Annotated in this window: 15 protein-coding genes; 1 reads left to right on the plus strand and 14 read right to left on the minus strand. The window is 50.2% G+C overall.

What is annotated here, in order from left to right; translation table 11 throughout:
• Positions 1 to 4: 4 nt before the first annotated feature.
• The 4 genes from nusA to ACY430_RS05715 form a co-directional block, all read right to left on the minus strand.
• Positions 5 to 1,798: a transcription termination factor NusA gene (gene nusA, locus ACY430_RS05700; RefSeq protein WP_462137927.1), complete on the minus strand. Its 1,794-nt coding sequence runs from the start codon at positions 1,796 to 1,798 to the stop codon at positions 5 to 7.
• Position 1,799: 1 nt separating this feature from the next.
• Complete coding sequence (locus ACY430_RS05705; protein WP_462137928.1) at positions 1,800 to 2,300, minus strand: ribosome maturation factor RimP; 501 nt, start codon at positions 2,298 to 2,300, stop codon at positions 1,800 to 1,802.
• A gap of 137 nt (positions 2,301 to 2,437) precedes the next feature.
• On the minus strand, positions 2,438 to 4,450 hold the full coding sequence (uvrB, locus tag ACY430_RS05710) for an excinuclease ABC subunit UvrB (protein ID WP_462137929.1): 2,013 nt from the start codon (positions 4,448 to 4,450) through the stop codon (positions 2,438 to 2,440).
• The gene (locus tag ACY430_RS05715; protein WP_462137930.1) at positions 4,447 to 5,049 is read right to left on the minus strand and encodes a Spy/CpxP family protein refolding chaperone; all 603 of its coding nucleotides are present in this window, start codon (positions 5,047 to 5,049) and stop codon (positions 4,447 to 4,449) included. The genes uvrB and ACY430_RS05715 overlap by 4 nt, the downstream gene beginning before the upstream one ends.
• 101 nt (positions 5,050 to 5,150) lie before the next feature.
• On the opposite strand from ACY430_RS05715, the gene cobA reads away from it, so the two are divergent.
• Positions 5,151 to 6,701, plus strand: coding sequence for a uroporphyrinogen-III C-methyltransferase (gene cobA / locus ACY430_RS05720; RefSeq protein WP_462137931.1), 1,551 nt, complete (start codon positions 5,151 to 5,153; stop codon positions 6,699 to 6,701).
• Between the two features lies 1 nt (position 6,702).
• Here the strand turns inward: cobA and ACY430_RS05725 are convergent, their stop codons facing one another.
• The 10 genes from ACY430_RS05725 to ACY430_RS05770 all read right to left on the minus strand — a co-directional run bounded on the left by ACY430_RS05725 (position 6,703) and on the right by ACY430_RS05770 (position 17,404).
• Positions 6,703 to 8,094, minus strand: coding sequence for a DNA methyltransferase (locus ACY430_RS05725; RefSeq protein ID WP_462137932.1), 1,392 nt, complete (start codon positions 8,092 to 8,094; stop codon positions 6,703 to 6,705).
• Positions 8,095 to 8,290: 196 nt separating this feature from the next.
• Positions 8,291 to 9,514 carry a c-type cytochrome gene (locus ACY430_RS05730; RefSeq protein ID WP_462137933.1) on the minus strand — a complete coding sequence of 408 codons (1,224 nt, stop codon included), beginning with the start codon at positions 9,512 to 9,514 and terminating at the stop codon, positions 8,291 to 8,293.
• Positions 9,515 to 11,419 carry a heme lyase CcmF/NrfE family subunit gene (locus tag ACY430_RS05735; protein ID WP_462137934.1) on the minus strand — a complete coding sequence of 635 codons (1,905 nt, stop codon included), beginning with the start codon at positions 11,417 to 11,419 and terminating at the stop codon, positions 9,515 to 9,517.
• A complete protein-coding gene (locus ACY430_RS05740) occupies positions 11,416 to 11,829 on the minus strand; it encodes a cytochrome c maturation protein CcmE (RefSeq protein ID WP_462137935.1) in 414 nt (137 codons plus the stop codon). Before ACY430_RS05740 ends, ACY430_RS05735 begins: the two co-directional genes overlap by 4 nt.
• 23 nt (positions 11,830 to 11,852) lie before the next feature.
• The gene (locus tag ACY430_RS05745) at positions 11,853 to 11,981 is read right to left on the minus strand and encodes a hypothetical protein (protein WP_462137936.1); all 129 of its coding nucleotides are present in this window, start codon (positions 11,979 to 11,981) and stop codon (positions 11,853 to 11,855) included.
• Between the two features lie 91 nt (positions 11,982 to 12,072).
• Positions 12,073 to 13,866, minus strand: coding sequence for a M3 family oligoendopeptidase (locus ACY430_RS05750; RefSeq protein WP_462137937.1), 1,794 nt, complete (start codon positions 13,864 to 13,866; stop codon positions 12,073 to 12,075).
• On the minus strand, positions 13,863 to 14,231 hold the full coding sequence (locus ACY430_RS05755; RefSeq protein ID WP_462137938.1) for a dihydroneopterin aldolase: 369 nt from the start codon (positions 14,229 to 14,231) through the stop codon (positions 13,863 to 13,865). Before ACY430_RS05755 ends, ACY430_RS05750 begins: the two co-directional genes overlap by 4 nt.
• Entirely contained in the window at positions 14,228 to 14,947 is a 720-nt protein-coding gene (locus tag ACY430_RS05760; protein WP_462137939.1) for an SDR family oxidoreductase, read from the minus strand. Before ACY430_RS05760 ends, ACY430_RS05755 begins: the two co-directional genes overlap by 4 nt.
• 21 nt (positions 14,948 to 14,968) lie before the next feature.
• Entirely contained in the window at positions 14,969 to 15,937 is a 969-nt protein-coding gene (locus tag ACY430_RS05765; RefSeq protein ID WP_462137940.1) for a hypothetical protein, read from the minus strand.
• Between the two features lie 21 nt (positions 15,938 to 15,958).
• Positions 15,959 to 17,404 carry a hypothetical protein gene (locus ACY430_RS05770; RefSeq protein WP_462137941.1) on the minus strand — a complete coding sequence of 482 codons (1,446 nt, stop codon included), beginning with the start codon at positions 17,402 to 17,404 and terminating at the stop codon, positions 15,959 to 15,961.
• Positions 17,405 to 17,556: the final 152 nt, after the last annotated feature.

Consider the following 17,556-nt stretch of genomic DNA (forward strand, 5'->3'; position numbering starts at 1 on the left):
GCTATCAGGACTGCCCGTCTTCCTCCGGTTTCTTTTCGGCTTCTTCGGTTTCTCCGGCGGACTCGGACAATTGTTCGGGTTGCTCTTCGGTGGTTTCGGGTTCAGACGCCTCTTGTTCGGGCTCAGTTTCCGTTTCAGGAACAGATTCAGAAGACGCCTGTTGTTCGGGCTCAGTTTCCGTTTCAGGAACAGATTCAGAAGACGCCTGTTGTTCGGGCTCAGTTTCCGTTTCAGGAGCAGATTCAGACGCCTCTTGTTCGGGCTCGGATTCCGTTTCAGGAACAGATTCAGAAGACGCCTGTTGTTCGGGCTCAGTTTCCGTTTCAGGAACAGATTCAGAAGACGCCTGTTCAACCGGCTTTTGCGCGGCTTCGGACTCAGGTTTTTGCTCAGACGCGGCGGATTTGAATGCCTGCCCGGTTTGCTCTCCGGCGGCTTCAGACTCCGGAACAAGCTCGGACGCCTGCTGCTCGGTCTGCTCCTTCACGCTCTCCTGAAATGCCATTCGCGCGAACGCAATTATTTCCTCAATCTCTTTACCTTCCATCTCACTGAGAACAGTTTTTATGCTTTCGGGATCGGCGAACACAATATCTTCAAGCGTGCGAAAGCCCTCGTTGAAAAGAAGAGTTGCCACCACATTACCAACCCCCGGAAGTTGATTGAGCATCGCGAGCGACTGCTCTTTCTCTTTCTTCATCTGATCCTCGGTCTTGATATCTATTTTCCAGCCGGTCAGGTTTGACGCAAGACGCACATTCTGTCCGCCGCGCCCGATGGCGAGCGTAAGCTGGTCTTCATCAACAACGACCTCCATCTGGTTATCGGCTTCGTCAATGATGACTTTGTTCACAACCGCAGGGGAAAGCGCGTCCGAAACAAAACGCCCCAGATTCGCCGACCACGGCACAATGTCTATCTTTTCGCCCTGCAACTCCTGAATCAGATTCTGAACCCTCGCACCGCGTATTCCCACGCACGCACCGACGGGGTCAACATCGGGATCGTGCGAATAAACTGCAATTTTCATTCTTGAACCGGGGTCCCGCGCAATGGCTTTAACTTCGATTATGCCGTCCGCAATTTCGGGAATCTCGCCCTCAAAAAGCCTTTTGACAAAATCCGGCGAGATACGGGAAAGTATGAGGCGCGGCACTCTTTTTTCCGTATCAATTTCAAGCAGAAGCGCCTTTATTCTATCTTTGGGCTCGTAAAACTCTTTGGGGGCTTTGTGCGAATACGGCAAAATTGCTTCGGCTCTGCCGAGGTCAATCACAAGCGTTCTCCTCTCAATCCGCCTAACAATCCCGTTCACGAGCCGCCCTTTGTAGTTTATGAACTCCTCATAAATGACCCTGCCTTCGGCTTCCCTGACCTTCTGCAGGATTTTCTGTTTTGCGTTGTGAATTGCAACCCGCGTGAACCCTTTGTGGGAAAACATGCCGTCGCCATCGCCGCTTTCAGAATCGTCTTTGTCCGACATGGCGTCCGAAGTCCAGACCATTACGCCGATTTCTTCGCCCGCTTCAACTTCAGGGTCAAGCTCCTTCGCCTTGCCAATCTCTATCTGCGTTGCGGGGTCGGACACTTCAGCAACAACGTCCTTGTAGCGGAAAAGCTCCACAACGCCGTTGTCGTAGTTGTATTGCACCTCAAAACCACTCTCTTCATATTCCTTCTTTGTGATGCTTTCAACCGCACTTACAACCGCCTCTTCAATGGCTTTGACGACTTCCTCTTTCTGGAGATTTTTCTCCTTTACCACTGTCTCAATGACTCTGTTCAGTTCAGTTGACATTTTACAACTCCCGTTTCAGATTTGCCTTTTCTATACCGTCAAAAGGTATTGAAAAAACTTCTCCGTCCGACTCCTCGCCAAGCAGTTTTACAAAACCGCTCTCAATTCCTTCTATGCGCCCCGTAAAAACCCTGCGTCCTTCAAGGGCGTCTTTCGTTCTGATTTTCGCCCTTTTGCCGTTGAACCTGTCGTAATCACCGGGTTTTACAAGCGGTCTTTCCACCCCCGGAGACGACACTTCAAGCGTGTATGGTGATTGCATAATCTCCTCAATATCTATCAAAACACCTATTTCCCTGCTGAGTTCGGCGCACTCACCGACGTTTACCCCGCCCGGTTTATCAATAAAAACAGACACCTTTCCGCCTCCGGCAAGGCGCAAATCCACAAGTTCAAGCGGGCTCGGCGCGACAACTCTCTCAACGATTTCAGATAGTCTGGCAGCCGTTCCACCCAAGTCCGAATCCGCATCCGCCCGTGTTTCAATACGGTTTTGCATCATTTTCTTCCCGCTACCAAACAAAAGCGGGCTCGGAAGCCCGCTTCTGCAAAAACCAGTAGCTGTTACATGGGCATTTTACAGAAAGACGGGGTTTTAAGCAAGACGCGCGGGCTCTAAAACCCTGAAACGCGGCAGTTTTAGCGGTGGTTTTTCATTTCCGCGATGTATTCCGCTTCCATATCTTTGAGTTTTTTTATACGTTTTTTCAAAGACGCCGCCTTTTCAAACTCCAAATCTTTTGCGCTTTTTTTCATCTCCAAAGTAAGCGACTTGATTGTGCCCGGAATCTCTTCCGGAGCAATTTCACCGGGCAAAACCGCTTCCGCCGAAATGTCAACATAATCCGCTTCGCACATAAGCCCCATCGCGCCTTTAAGGTTTTTTCTTACGGCGGACGGCGTTATGCCGTTTTCTTTGTTGTATTGAATCTGTATTTTTCTACGCCGTTCAGTCTCGTCCATCGCCGCCTTCATTGAGCGCGTTACCTCATCGCCATACATAATCACCCTGCCCGCGGTGTTTCTTGCCGTCCTGCCAAACATCTGGATCAGAGAGGTTTTACTGCGCAAATACCCCTCGCTGTCTGCGTCAAGCACGGCGAACAGAGCGACTTCGGGAATGTCCAGCCCCTCACGTAGAAGGTTGATTCCCACAAGCGCGTCAAACTCACCGGCGCGCAAATCGTGAATTATGCGAACCCGCTCAAGAGTCTCTATTTCCGAATGCATATAGCGCACCCGAACACCCGCGTCCCTGTAATAATCGGTCAGATCCTCAGCCATTTTCTTCGTGAGCGTGGAAACAAGAACCCGCTCGCCCGCCTTCGCGGCTTTACGGATTTCGCCGAGCAAATCGTCAACCTGTCCGCGTGCGGGTCTGACCTCCACCTCCGGATCGGCAAGCCCCGTGGGACGGATTATCTGTTCCGCCACCTGCCCGGACGATTTTTCAATTTCATACTCCGCCGGAGTCGCCGAAACATAAATTGTCTGCCCTTTCTTCTCTGTGAACTCTTCAAAATTGAGCGGGCGATTGTCAATCGCGGACGGAAGCCGGAAACCGTGCTCAACAAGCGTTTCCTTGCGGCTTCTGTCCCCCGCGTGCATGCCGCGAATCTGCGAAACGGTCTGGTGGCTCTCGTCTATAACGCAGATAAAATCGTCCGGAAAATAGTCAAGCAGCGTGAACGGCGGCTGTCCCTGCGCCCTGCCCGCGAGGTGGCGCGAATAGTTTTCTATTCCGGGGCAGAACCCCATAGTTTCAAGAAACTCCAAATCCCTCAGGGTACGTTCCCGGATTCTGTTTTTTTCCTCATCCATTCCGCGCGATTCAAACAGTTTGATTGTTTGCCTGAGTTCGTCTTTTATGGATTGGACGGCGGCAAGAAGTTTTTCCCTCGGAGCAACATAGTGAGACGCGGGGTAAAAAGACGCTTTTTCAATTGCGCGGAGAACCGAGCCCGTTTCGCGGTCAACCACACTCACCGAATCAATCTCATCGCCGAAAAACTCAACCCTTACCGCCTCGTTATCGCCGTGCGAAGGTATAACGTCAACAACATCGCCGCGAACCCTGAAGGTGCCCCGTTCAAGCGCGTGATTGCTCCGCTTGTATTGAATATCGGCGAGTTTTGACAGAAAAACATCCCTTTCCATCCGCGCGCCGACCTCAATAAAATTCATCATTCCGTAGTAGTCCTCTGGCGCGCCGATGCCGTAAATCGCGCTCACGCTCGCCACAACAACAATGTCGCGCCGCTCAAAAAGCGCGGTGGTTGCCGCGTGGCGCATTTTGTCTATGTGCTCGTTAATCGCGACATCTTTCTCAATGTATGTGTTGCTGTGCGGAATATACGCTTCGGGCTGATAGTAGTCGTAATAACTTATGAAGTAGTGAACGGCGTTTTCGGGAAACAACTCGTGGAACTCGCCATAGAGCTGGGCGGCGAGGATTTTGTTATGCGCAAGAATAAGCGCGGGGCGGTTCACGCGCGCTATGGCGTGAGCGATTGCAAAGGTTTTTCCGCTACCCGTTACTCCGAGCAGAACCTGATCCGAAATGCCGTCATCAAGCCGCGAGACAATCTGCTCAATCGCTTCGGGCTGCCCCCCGGCGGGGTTGAATTCACTGTGAAGTTTGAAATCGCTCAATACCGTCCGCTTTTCCCCTCAAACCCGCAACCTTTGCGCCTTTTGTGCTTCAAAACGGATAAATCCTTTCTTTGCTCCGGCGTGAGAACATCGCGCATGGCGAGAAGCATCTCCAACCGCGCGGATTTTTTCTCCGTCATCGCGGCGTATTTCTTTTTCGCCGCCGCTTTGATTTCATCGGCGGACGAATCAGGATTTTTCATAACCTTTTTGAACCGATGTTTCGCTTCGGCCCCTTTTTCGTATGCATCCGCGATTTCTTCATAGCTTGAAGCGGCAATTTCGTCCAACTGCGCAATTTGCCCGTCGCTGAGACGCAGACGCTCCGCCATGTCCGCGCTTCTCCACCAGAACGCGCCCATGCCGTGCTTGCCGTGTCCGTATTTTTTGTGCCCGTATTTACCGTGCCCGTATTTACCCTTGTGGCAACCGGATTTTCCTCCGTGCTCTTTGTCTCCGCCGGTGATTTTGTTCCGAAAACTCTTTTCACCGCCTTTTTTTGAATAGGGGCAATCCTCGTTCGCGAGGGAAAATGACGGCGAAAACACGACGGCGCAAAAAACCGCCGATGCCACATAAAGAATAGTTTTCCTGCTCATACTTCTGACCTCCGGTAACTGTCCAGATGCCGTAATGGTAAAAAAAAGTTGCGTGTTGTCAAGCGCGTATCTTGACAACATCGCGCTCGTTGTTATTGCTAATGGGTCAGATGAAAAACAGCAAAACAGCAAAAAACAGACCGGCGGTTTATCTGGTCGGCGCGGGACCGGGAGACCCGGGGCTCATAACCGTCAAAGGGATGGAAACCCTGGCGTGCGCCGATGTGGTTATTTACGACGCGCTGGCAAACAATTCTCTTCTGGAATTCGCCCCGCGCGGCGCGGAGATGATTTTCGCGGGCAAGAAAAAAGGGTTCAAAACTCTTGAACAGAAAGAAATCAACCGCTTGATGATAAACAGGGCGCGGCGGGGCAAAACGGTTGTGCGCCTCAAAGGCGGAGACCCTTTTGTGTTCGGAAGGGGCGGCGAGGAAACCGAAGCGCTGCTGTCCGCCGGCATTGTGATTGAGATTGTTCCGGGGGTGAGTTCGGTTCATTCCGTTCCGGCGTATTCGGGGGTGCCTCTTACTCACAGGAATTTCAATTCGTCTTTTACGGTCGTAACCGGGCATGAGAAGCCCGGCAAAAAATCTCGCTTGAAATGGAAAAATCTCGCGGGAATGGAGACCATCATTTTCCTTATGTCGCTGAACAATATTGAGGAGATAACAAAAAAACTCATACAAAATAAAAAACCGCGCAAAACCCCTGTTATGGTTACCTCGCGCGGAACAACGGGAAAGCAGAAAACCATTGTGGGAACGCTTGAAAACATAAGCGCGAAAATACGCGCCGAAGGAGCGGATTTCGCTCCGGCGGTCGTGATGGTGGGCGGCACGATTGGAATGAGGAAAAAACTGAACTGGTTTGAAACAAAGCCGCTTTTCGGCAAAAAAATTGTCGTTACGCGCCCGGCCGGGCAGTCGGCGGATTTTGTAAAACTGTTGCAGCAGCGCGGCGCGGAGGTTATCTCGTTTCCGTGCATTGAGATTGTTCCGCCGCGTTCGTGGACGGATGCCGACCGGCTTATTAAAAATCTTTCCCTGTGCGATTTTCTCGCGTTCACAAGCGTGAACGGCGTTGAGCGGTTTTTTGAGAGAATGAAAAAGAAGGGGCTTGATTCAAGGGCGCTTGCCGGGGTTCAAACCGTGGCAATAGGAAGCAAAACCGCCGAAGCCCTGAACGGCTTTGGCGTGGCGGCGGACATAATTCCGAAAAAATACACCGCCGAGGGAGTACTTGTGGAGATGAAAAAGCACAAAATTCGCGGAAAAACCTTTTTCATTCCGAGAGCCGAAAAAGCCAGAGACGCGCTTCCCGAGGGCTTGAAAAAAATGGGCGCAAAGGTTCAAACCGCGCCGTGCTACCGCACGCGGGTTCCGAAACACAGCTCCGCCGAAATTAACACAGTCGGGCGCGAAATGCTTGATGGCGCGGTGGATATGGTTGTTTTCACAAGTTCGTCCTCGGCGACAAACTTTCTCGCCATTTTCAAAAATGCGAAAGAGATTTTGAGCAAATCCGCAATCGGCTGCATCGGACCAATAACCAAAAAAACCGTGGAAGACGCGGGCTTCAAACCGTCCGTTGTCGCGAAAAAGCACACCGCCGAAGGTCTGGCGGACGCGATGAGCAGGTTTTTTGAGAAATAAATCAGCGGTATTGAACGCCCGCGTCTTTGAGTTTGACGATTAACTGCTCCTGAGTTCCCGCACCTTTCGTTGAGTTGCACGCTCCGCAGAGAAGTTGCAGATTTTCTATTTCGTGTCCACCGCCGTCGCTTTGCGAAACTATGTGGTCAACAGTCATATTGCGATAAGGAAATAAAACACGGCAACCGGTGCATTTTCCCTCTTGCCGTCCGTATAAAAATTTTTTCTTGTCGGGGTCTCTGTAATTTTCCGCGCCTGTTTTTCTTTTTGGTATATCCGTGCGATGAATCAAATTAAACCTGTCAAAAAGCGTGGTTTCTTTTTTCATCCGTATTTTTACAAGGTCAACGGCTTTTTCCGAAAGGTCTATGCCAATCCATCTGCGATTTAACTTTTCGGCGGCGATGAGAGCCGTAGCGCAACCACAAAACGGGTCAAGCACAATGTCGCCTTTTTTACTGGAAGCCAAAATTATGCGTTCCAAAAGAGCAAGCGGTTTTTGCGTTGGGTAACCGATTCTTTCCTTTGACTGAGATGACAAACGAGCAATATCGTCCCATAGATTTTTCAAAGGGTGTCCTTTGTTTTCTGACGGACGCAGTTTGCGAAAAGGATTGCCTTTGTTGTTCCATCCGAGATTTCCTGCAACATCAAGTTTTTCAAGACTTGACCTTACCATCCGCCACCCGTAATCGGGTCTGTAGCCTTTGTATTCGTATTCCTGATTAGGTCTTCTGCCCATACTGCCAGAGAGCGTTATTGGTCCCGGATAATAATTTCCATATTCGTCTTTGTGTTTGTACTTATCAGACATCTCTTTTTCAGACAGTGGTTTTCTTGCGTTGTCAAGATAAAGAACACATTCATCGCTTTTTGCGTAGCAAAAAATCGAATCTGTATCAACTCCGTAGGATTTTCGTCCTGTTTTCAAACCTTTCGGGTTGTCTGTTCTCTTCCACACAATTTCCCCTCTGAAATTGTTTTTCCCAAACACCGAATCCATCAACATTTTCAAATAATGGCTCGCGGTCGGGTCGCAATGCAGATAGATGTTTCCGGTTGGTTTCAAAATCCGCTTCATTTCCATCAGGCGAACCGCCATCATAATCAGATATGACTTCATTCCCTTGCTATGCGTAAGCTCGCTTGCGGAAATTGCTTCATAAACGGCGGGGGTTTTTTCGGCGATTTCGCCGTGCCATGCGTTATCAACATCAGAGAGCGTCCAAGTGTCTTTGAACGCCGCGCCTGCGGCTTCGCTTCCGATTGGAGCGGAATATGTGCGGTTGGAGTTGAAAGGCGGGTCAAGATAAATCAAATCAACGCAATCGTCTTCAAGTCCGCGCAAAATGGGCAGATTGTCGCCCGTCCAGATTGTCTGGTTTTTGAACATCGGTTGTTGCTGAACCGACTTTTAGGAGCCGGGTCCAGCAACAACTCAACAGAAGTTAAGGAGTTCCGCTTATTTCCCGAATGCAGGGGATCAAGCCCACATTTTAATCAGGTCTTTTATTCAACGGAAGACCCGACAACGGGTCTTCTGTTGAGTTGTTGCTAACCCTTATTATAAAAAGTATTGGGAAGGCAGTTCAATCGGTTTTACGCACTTTGCGGAATAAAACCGCAAATGCAAGAACAAGCGCGAACACCATCGCGGGCAACAGCCATACGGGTTTATCGGGCGGGGGCGATTTGACTGAAATTTTAACTTTTGCGCCTTTGACAAGTTTTTTTGATTCCCATCGGAGAAAAACCCTTCCGTCTTCGCCACTTACCTGTTTCTTCTCTCCAAGCCCTCGAACCTCAACGCCTTGCAGAGCGGACGAAATCACGACAAATGACGAAGTGTTGTATTCAAGCGTTTTTGTGAACGCGGTTTGTTTCGTGTTTTGGAACGGAACAAGGTAGGAAAACACAATTTTTTTCAGACCCGGAAGCACCGGCAACACAAATGAACCGGTTCGCGCCGAAACACTTGAGGAATCCGCGCCGTGAATGAAATTCAGATTTTCCGCGCCTTCGGGAATGCCGAAACGCAAAGTTGCGGAGTTTTTATCATCATTGTCCGCGACAACGGCGAGTTTGTTTCTGTTCACAAATTCAACAAATTCGGCGACCCTGATTCCGCCCTCAAACGGCTCAACAATCATGTGCGCGAGCTCAAGCCCTATCGCGCCGCCGTCCGTTGTGGTTTCGTATATCGGCAAAGTGGTTTCAATCTCGCGCCGGCGCGGAGCGAAAACCATTTTGTCCGTTTCGTATAAAACGCCGTCTTTTTGGATTGAGATTTTGTGAGAGGCGCTCCACGACAGCCCTTCAAAGCGAAAACCACCCTGTTTGCCGCTGGTTTCGGAGCGCTCTGAAATCAGACGTTCGGCAATGAATGAGGAGAGCAAAATGTTTACGTCCGCCGCCGGTTTTCCGGTTGTTTCGTTCACAACTTTTCCGGAAAACACTCCGCCGTCCGGCGCGTCAGAGGAGACATTGCGCAGGGAAAACAGATAGTCCGCGATTTTTTCCGCTTCGCGCGGGCTTACATTGGTCGGGGGCATCGGAGGATAGCCCTCGTTCACCGGAGCGCCGCCGCGCGCTTCGTAAACGGCGGAAGGGTCTGTTATCCAGAGGGCAATTTCATCTTTTGAATACCTGTCAAAAACGCCTTTAAGGTCGGGACCGGCGAACCGCCCGCGCCCGATTGTGTGGCAACGGACACAGCCGCGCTCAACAAAAAGCGCCTCGCCCCCGTTCGCTCCGCTTTCGCCCGAAAAAAGAAACAGCACGGCAAAAAATGCGGAAAGGATGACAAATCTCATTCAAACCCGCCCCCGCCGCGCGCGCAAAAATGACATCGCCGCGCCAAGTAGCGCGACAACGCCGCCCGCCCAAATCCACGACACCATCGGGTTCAAAACCGCGACCATCAAAACAGAATCGTCATTGTGCTCTTCCGCAAGAACGACATACAAATCGTCTTTCCATGTTGAGATTAACCCCACTTCCGTTTCGCGGTTAATCTCCCTGTTGCCCTCGTATAGATACAGATTTTTTTCAGCCGTTAGAAATCCCGTGGGAGAGCCGTTTTTTGAAACCTTAACGCGCACGGATATAACCTTTTTGGCGGGCGTGGAGCTGCGATTGATTGAACTGTATTCCAACTCGTAGCCGCCGACCGAAAAACTTTGCCCCGGAGCGAGGAGCGCTTCGCTTTTTGTCGCAAATACCGAAGACGCCGTAATGCCCGCAACTATGAGAGCGACCCCTATGTGCACAACGTATCCGCCGACGGCGCTCGCTGATTTCGTGCCTTTGTATATGCCGCGCACGGCGGATGACGCCGAAAAAACGCAGAGCGAAAACGCGGCGAGCGCGGTGATTTCAGTCATTCCGTAAAACAAAAGAACCGCAAGCGTTGCCGCCGCCAAAACAAGCGGAACGGCAAACGCGCGCAAAAAAGCGGGAATCGGGGTTTTGCGCCACGGCAGGAGGGGCCCTATGCCCATCAGTGTTATCAGCAAAAGCCCTATGGGGACGTTAAGCCGATTGAAATACGGGGGGCCTACGAGTATGCGGTTTCCGGTTACGGCTTCGGAGAGAATGGGGAAAACCGTTCCGAAAAAAACCACAAAAGCCGCCGCAAGAAACAGCACGTTGTTGAACACAAACGCGCTCTCGCGCGAAAGCGCGGAATCAAATCCGCTCTCGCGCTTAAAGCCGTTTTTGCGCAGGAAGAACAGCGCGGACGAAAAAACCGCTATAAAAAGCAGAAAGCCCGCGAACAGGGGCCCTATGTCTGAAACGGCGAATGAGTGAACGGATGAAATAAGACCGCTGCGCGTTATGAAAGTGCCGAAAATTGAGAGGAAAAAAGTGATTGCGAGAAGCCAGATATTCCATTTCATAAACATATTTCTTCTCTTTTGAACCATTATGGAATGCAAAAAAGCCGTTCCGGAAAGCCACGGCATAAACGCCGCGTTTTCAACGGGATCCCACGCCCAGTAGCCGCCCCACCCAAGCTCCAGATAAGCCCACCGCGCTCCAAGCAACAGACCAAGGCTGAGCGCACCCCATGAAAAAAGCGTCCACTTGCGTGACAGATTTACCCACGCATCGTCCACCTTGCCGCAAAGCAGTGCGCCCATGCCCAAAGCGTATGGAACGGTTATGCCCACGTATCCGATATACAACGCAACCGGATGAATCGCCATATATGGGTTTTGGAGAATGGGGTTGAGCCCCCTGCCCTCCTGCGGAGAAAACGGAAGCGTTTCAAACGGACTTTCAACAAAAGCGATTAGAAAAAGAAAAAACGCGGACACACACGAGAGAACTCCCGTAACGTTCGCCTTGAGCGGCTCGGGCGCGTCTGAACGCAGAACAAACACGGCGGCATACGCCGCGAGCACAAAACACCAGAGCATCAGCGACCCCGCCTGCCCCGCCCACAAAGAGGTGAAGCGGTAGATAACGGGCAGGTCTGAACTCGTGTTCATAGCCACGTATTTCAGTTCAAAGTTAAGCGAAACAAGTTCGGTGAGCAAAAGCGCGACCGCCGCGCAAAGCAGAACAAAACCGGCGACCACGCCGTTTTCCGCGCTTTTCACCAGAGCGCGGCCGCGACCGCGCAAAGCACCTCCGGCGAATGAGCAGACGGCGCAGTAAATGGAAAGCAGAAAACAGAAAATGACCGCGGACGAGCCCAGCTCAGGAAGGTTCATCTGGATTTGCCACTCTCCGGATATAAACCGTCCGCCGATTCATATTTTGTGGGGCACTTTGCCAGAAGAAGGTCGGCTTCAAAACTTTCAGAGCCGCGATAAATCCCCTCAACAACGGCTTCAACCCCTTCGGTGAAAGTGTCCGGAACCTCGCCCCGGTAGGAAACTTTAAGACTGTCCGCGCCGCCGTTTATGGAAAAACGCACCTCTCCGTCCCGTTTCCTGACTATGCTTTTTTCCTTAACGGGTCCCGAAACTCTGTATCTTTTTCCTTCCTCCGCACTCCGTTTGAGTTCGGGAACGGTCAGATAGTAGACCATTGTGTCGGTAACGCCGTCATAGACGAGATATGCGGTTGAAAGCAGAACCGTTAATACCAGAACGGCAATTTTAATTCCGGGGGATAACATCGCGGCATACGGGGAACAAACTTTTAGTCCTTGCTCGAAAATCCGCCTTCAGAGGCGCGGGAGCGCAAACGGCGGCCACGGGAAAACAGAATCAGAACATACGCTCCGAGAACCAACCATGTAACAACGCATGAAGCGATAAAGTATCCCAATTTCAAAAACCTCCGGCGGGAGACCGCACTAAACTAACATAGAAGCGCGTTGTTTCAATGCGGACGGCGCCTTTTATTTCCGCGCCCGGTCTCAGGCGAGGGAAACGGCTTCTTCAAGCAGTTCTTCAAGCAACACGACCCCTTTGCGCCAGAAACCCGGCGCGTTTATGTCAACTCCGGTTTTGTGAATAAGCGCTTCGGGGCTGTCGCTTCCGCCTGAAGACAGGAGATCCATATAACCCGAAACAAAATCGCTTCCGCGCCGCGTGTATTCCTCGTAAAGAGACAGAACAAGAATCTCCCCGAACGAATACGAGTAGCAGTAAAAAGGCGAGTGTATGAAGTGAGGAATATACATCCACCACAGCCCGTAATCCGCCGTAAGCGTAACGGAATTGCCAAACATCGCACGGTTGGCATCCAGCCACAACCCGCTCACGCGCTGAGGAGTGAGTTCACCCTCATCGCGCCGCGCTGAGTGAAAAGACTGCTCAAACCGCGTCATAACGGTCTGGCGGAAAATGGTCGCGAAAGACTCTTCAAGTTTTCCGCATAGAAGAGCGAGGCGGTCTTTTTCGGAACATTCGCGTTTTAGTTCCTGAAAAACAAGCATCTCCGAAAAAACGCTCGCGGTTTCCGAAGTTGTAAGAGGCGCATCGCAGTGGAAATATCCGTTTTTTCGCGAAAGAAACTGGTGTATTCCGTGTCCGAGTTCATGCGCGAGAGTCATCACATCGCGCGGGGTTCCCTGATAGTTCATCAAAATATACGGATGCGCGGACGGAACGGTTGAGTGGCTGAACGCGCCTCCGTATTTGCCGTCGCGGCACTCGGCATCTATCCAGTTGTTTGTGAAAAAAGTCCGCGCCACGCGCTCCATTTCCGGGGAAAATCTTTTGAGGGAGCGCAGAATAATTTCCCTCGCTTCGCCGTAGCCGATTTTCCCACGCGCCGCCGCGACCGGAGCGTAACGGTCATAATCGGCAAAACTTTTCAACCCCAGCAGTTTTTTCTTGAAGCGGTAGTAACGCTTCACAATTCCGTAGCCCGCTTCACACGCTTCAAGCAGACTCTCAACAAGTTTGCCGTCAACTTCGTTGCCCAGGTTCCGGGACGACATGGGGTTTTCATAAGCGCGCATTCTGTCATCCAGCCAGTGGTCAACGGCGAGCGTGTTGAAGATAAAAGAGAGGGTTTTTGAGTTTTCACCAAGCCCTTTTGTCAGGGCACGCGCGGCGGACTGTCTTACTTTTCTGTCAGGATTGTAGAGCAACGAAAGGGTTTCAGTTTCGTTGAGTTTTTCGGTTTTTTTGCCCATTTTGACCTCAAAACGCATGTCGGCGAGGAGTTCGTCAAAAAGCCGCTTGAACGCCGATGAGCCCGTAATGGATTTCTCCATAATAATTTTTTCCTCTTTCCCGCTGAGAATGTGGGATTTGTAGGCGCGTTTTGTTTTGAGAAAATGGCGGTAAGGCGAGAGTTTTGAGTTCGTGATAAGCGCTTGCGCCTTTTTTTCGGGAGTTTTTACCCACTCAATATCAAAGAAAAGCAGGTGTCCGCGTATGTCAGCATACTGCTCTCGCACGTATTGGAGAAGCGCACCCGCTTTGGGGTCGCCGGTGTTTGACGAATGAAGGAGTTGGGCGTAGCAGTAAATTTTCGCGGCGGATTCGCTTATTGACTCTAACTCCTTGAGAATCGCGGAAAGCCGCACGGCGGACAGTTTCGCACTCGAAACGGCGTTTTTGTATTTCTTCTCAAAATCATTGGCACGGCGCAGGCACCTCCGGGCGGACTTGCGTATGTGCGGGTCGTCCGGTCCGCAAAAGAGGTCGGATAAATCCCATTTTACACCTTTGGCTTTGTAGTTTTTTACGCTTTTCAATTCCCCGTTTTCTCTCTTGAAGCCGTGTGCGTTACCGAAACCGAATCGGCAAAGCGGAGTGCCCCGGGCTTGTCAACCTTGACCGAAACTTTGAGAACCTTGTCTTCGGCAAGGGCAAGTTTTGCTATTCCGCCCACGATTGTTTCCACAAGTGAAAACTTTCCGCCTTCCACGAATTTGACGATTTTTTTGTTCAGTTTTTTGTAATCCACGGTGCCGGAAATATTGTCCCCAATCGCCAGAAGATCGGGACAGTCAATCTCCATTTCGGTGTTGATGATGACTTCCTGCAATATCTTTTTTTCCCACTCAAAGATGCCAACAACGGTTCTGACGCGGAGATTTTCAATTTTAATTACGGTCAAAGGTGCTGACCTCCGTCAACGAAAAGCGCTTCGCCGGTTACAAATGAGTTTTTCACAAGGTACTCAAGCGCGAGATTAATGTGCTGAGTCTCTCCGCCTTTTTTCAACGGGATTTCCCGTGCGATTTTTTCAAAAGCCGCTTCCTCCGTCTTCGCCGTTTTCATAATGGGTCCGGGGCAGATTGCGTTTATCCTTATGCCCGGAGCAAGCGCCCGCGCGGCGGCAAAGGTGAAATTATAAAGGCATTTTTTGCTGATGTTATAGGCAAAATGCGCGGTGTGGTTTTTTGTTACGCGGGAATCAATGATGTTCACGACAAGCCCCTCTTTTGTCAGGCGCGCGAACGCCTGCGCCGCAAAAAAAGGCGACTTAAAATTGACCGCAAAATCGTCTTCAAGCGCGCGTTCGGTGATTTTTTTGAAATCAGACCTCCGGAAAACTGAAGCGTTGTTTACAAGAACGGAAAGCCCGCCCATTTTGCGGCTCGCCTTCTCCACAAGTTTTGCCGCATTAGCAGGACGGGAAAGGTCTGCGCGGAAAAGCTCGCAACGCCTCCCTTTGCTTTTGACGAGTTTTGCCGTTTTCCGGGCGGCTGATTCGGAGTTGCGGTAGTGAAGCGCTATGTCAAAACCCATTTCCGCAAGGTGAACGCAGACACTCGCGCCGATGCGCTTTGCTCCTCCGGTAACAAGAGCCGTTTTATTTTGATTTGACAAGACAGTCCCGTACCACAGGCGTCATAAGAATGGGTCGGGCTCAAATTCGGGTTCAAGAAACGTTACATCGCCTGCAACGTAGTCAATAAAGTAATCTTCCCAGAAAGTCAGCAACGAGGAGTCTCTGATGCTTCCCTCTCCCTGCTCCCTGTAGAGAATCCAGAGTTTGATATCCGTTTCACCCTTGAATTTGGGCTTTATTTTTCTTTCAAGATAAAACTCGTTCGCACGCTTGCTTTTCACATCCTTAAAAGAAGGGCATTTCCAAACGCTTTTGTAGCGGGAATACGCAAACCCCTGCCTGTAAATCCGCTTCACGCAGAGCTTGTCAAGCGGCAGACTTTTGGAATTGTGATACATGTTTGAAACAATGAGGAGGGTCTTTTTCTCGTATTTGTCGTCAAAATCAATCGCCGAAGAGCGCGTTATTTCGTGAATGGCTTCCATCAGCGGGGTTTTGTCGGTCGGTTCGCGGTTTTTTTCCGCCTTTTCCTGAATTATTTCAACCACCTTCTCCTTAATCCTGCGCAGGTAGCCAATCCTGTATTCAAGATCAAGTCTCTGGCGGCTCTCAATCAGCAGGTCAAAGTGATCTCTTTTGTCCTTGGAAGTATTGTTGCCGTTTTTCGGACGGCAGACGGAAAGCAGAGGCGTTAGTTTTGTAACCGGCTCATTGCCGTCCATTACGATGAGGGAAACCTTACCGTAGATCTCCACGTTTTCCAGCAACTTCTCGGTGAGGATGTCGTTTTTCATGAGGTTTATCTGCTGTTCGGTAAATCCGTCCGTAACGTCAATGAAAATCAGCAGATGCTCATTTGAAAAACCGGGCTGGTATGGGCAGAAAGTTCTGGGATCTCTTTCAGTTTCCTGCACAATTGGCAAATCCGCGGACCCCGTCGCTTGCCCGGACTCCGCCATTTGCCCTTGCGCGGAAGCGGGCAAAACGCAGAAAAACAGGAACAAAACTGAAACTAAAAATTTTTTCATGGCTTGCAAAAACACAAAAGATTATTCTTTGCTGTCATAGTCATCCTGAATTCCCTGAAGAAACTTGCGAAGACCCTTATAACTTTCATCGCGGACGGAAGTCATTTCACTCTGTATCTGATAAAACTTGTGCTTAACATCCTGCATGTCGGAGTTAATCAGATACGCCAAATGAGAGAAAGTTTTTGAAGGGTCTTTCTCCTCCTCGGAAAAAGTCCACTTTGCCTGAAAATATTCCGGCGGTCTTTTTGTACTGTAACTTGAGTGCCTGCCTTTTATGTTGGCGGCTCTGTAGTCGTTAAGAAACTTGTTTGAGTCCTGCTCCAATTGACCTATCCAAACCGCATAGCTTGAAAACTGCTGGCGAACCGTGTTTTGCATCGTTCCCCAGCGTGTGAGCCTCTCTTCAAACTCTCCAAGCCGTACTTCCATTACTTCGCAAGATTCGTCAATAATGTTAAGCACTTTATCGGCGAGTCCTTTCTTCGCCTGGTCAAGCGGTTCCGCCGCCTCGCGAAACTTTCTGAAAACCTCTCCGTAGCCGGGATAGGAATCGTCAGAAAGATATCCGTCAATCAATGCCATTATCGCGAAACAGATTCCGACTCCGATAACAAAAAGCGAGGGGATATCGTCGACTTGAGAAAGAGTTTCCCATGGCTTCAGAGCGTTAATAGACACGGCGGCGGACTCCACTTCTTCCCACGACCTGATGTTGCTTGTTGACAGAGCGGTGCTTCTGAATATTCCAAACACAAGGTTGACGTAAAGAATCACAAGGCCATAAAATAATGTGGTCGCCGAAATTGCCAGTTTGCGCACGGTGCTCTGTATTCTGTTGAGTTCTCTAATCAGAATTTTGCCCGCCAGAAAGGAAAGGAAAACATTGAGGGTCGCGACTGTGATGGCAACCGCAACTCCACCTATGAGCCCTTCAACAATACCGCTCACAAGAGCGCCGTTGAGAATCACCTCTGCAAAAAACAAAAACCCGATAATGCAGGGGCCCCAGAACTTTCTCCACGAGTCTGAATAGATGGGCTCTCTGTTCAAATTGTGCTTCTGTTTGAAAACCTGCACATTTTTTTCCGCGATTTTCTTTTGCGTGGACAACTCATTCATGCGCACGCTCGCGTCCGTGAACTCTTTTTCAACTCTGCTTTTGAGCTGAACCGGCATATACCTCAAATCAAATCTTTCCAAAAAAAGCTTGGTATTGGCGGTCTCTTCGCCGAGTTTGATAAACGTGTTTGACACACCCTCAAGAACCGACACGTAAAAACGCCGCATTCTTCCGATAATCTCATTTTCCGTAGTCGAAAAAATCATGGACTCCGGCTCCGGAAAACCATCTGCGCCCTCTCTCATCGCGACTTCGGTTATTTTAAGTTCGTTCTCTGTTTCGTCCTTTGGAAATACGGGCCACTCAAAGGAGTACTCCATACCAGTTCCTGAAGATTTACTCAATTTTTACACGCCTCCCTCTAATATGAATGCCTGCGAACCTAAAATTAACCTAAAAAAACAAAAAAGCAAAACTTTCCCCTCTATTGCAAGTGGGCAAATTTGTGGTTTCATATATGTTTTCCTGCAAAACTTGAGTTTCAAAATGAGAAAAA

The sequence above is a fragment of the Candidatus Mycalebacterium sp. genome (genome assembly GCF_977828045.1).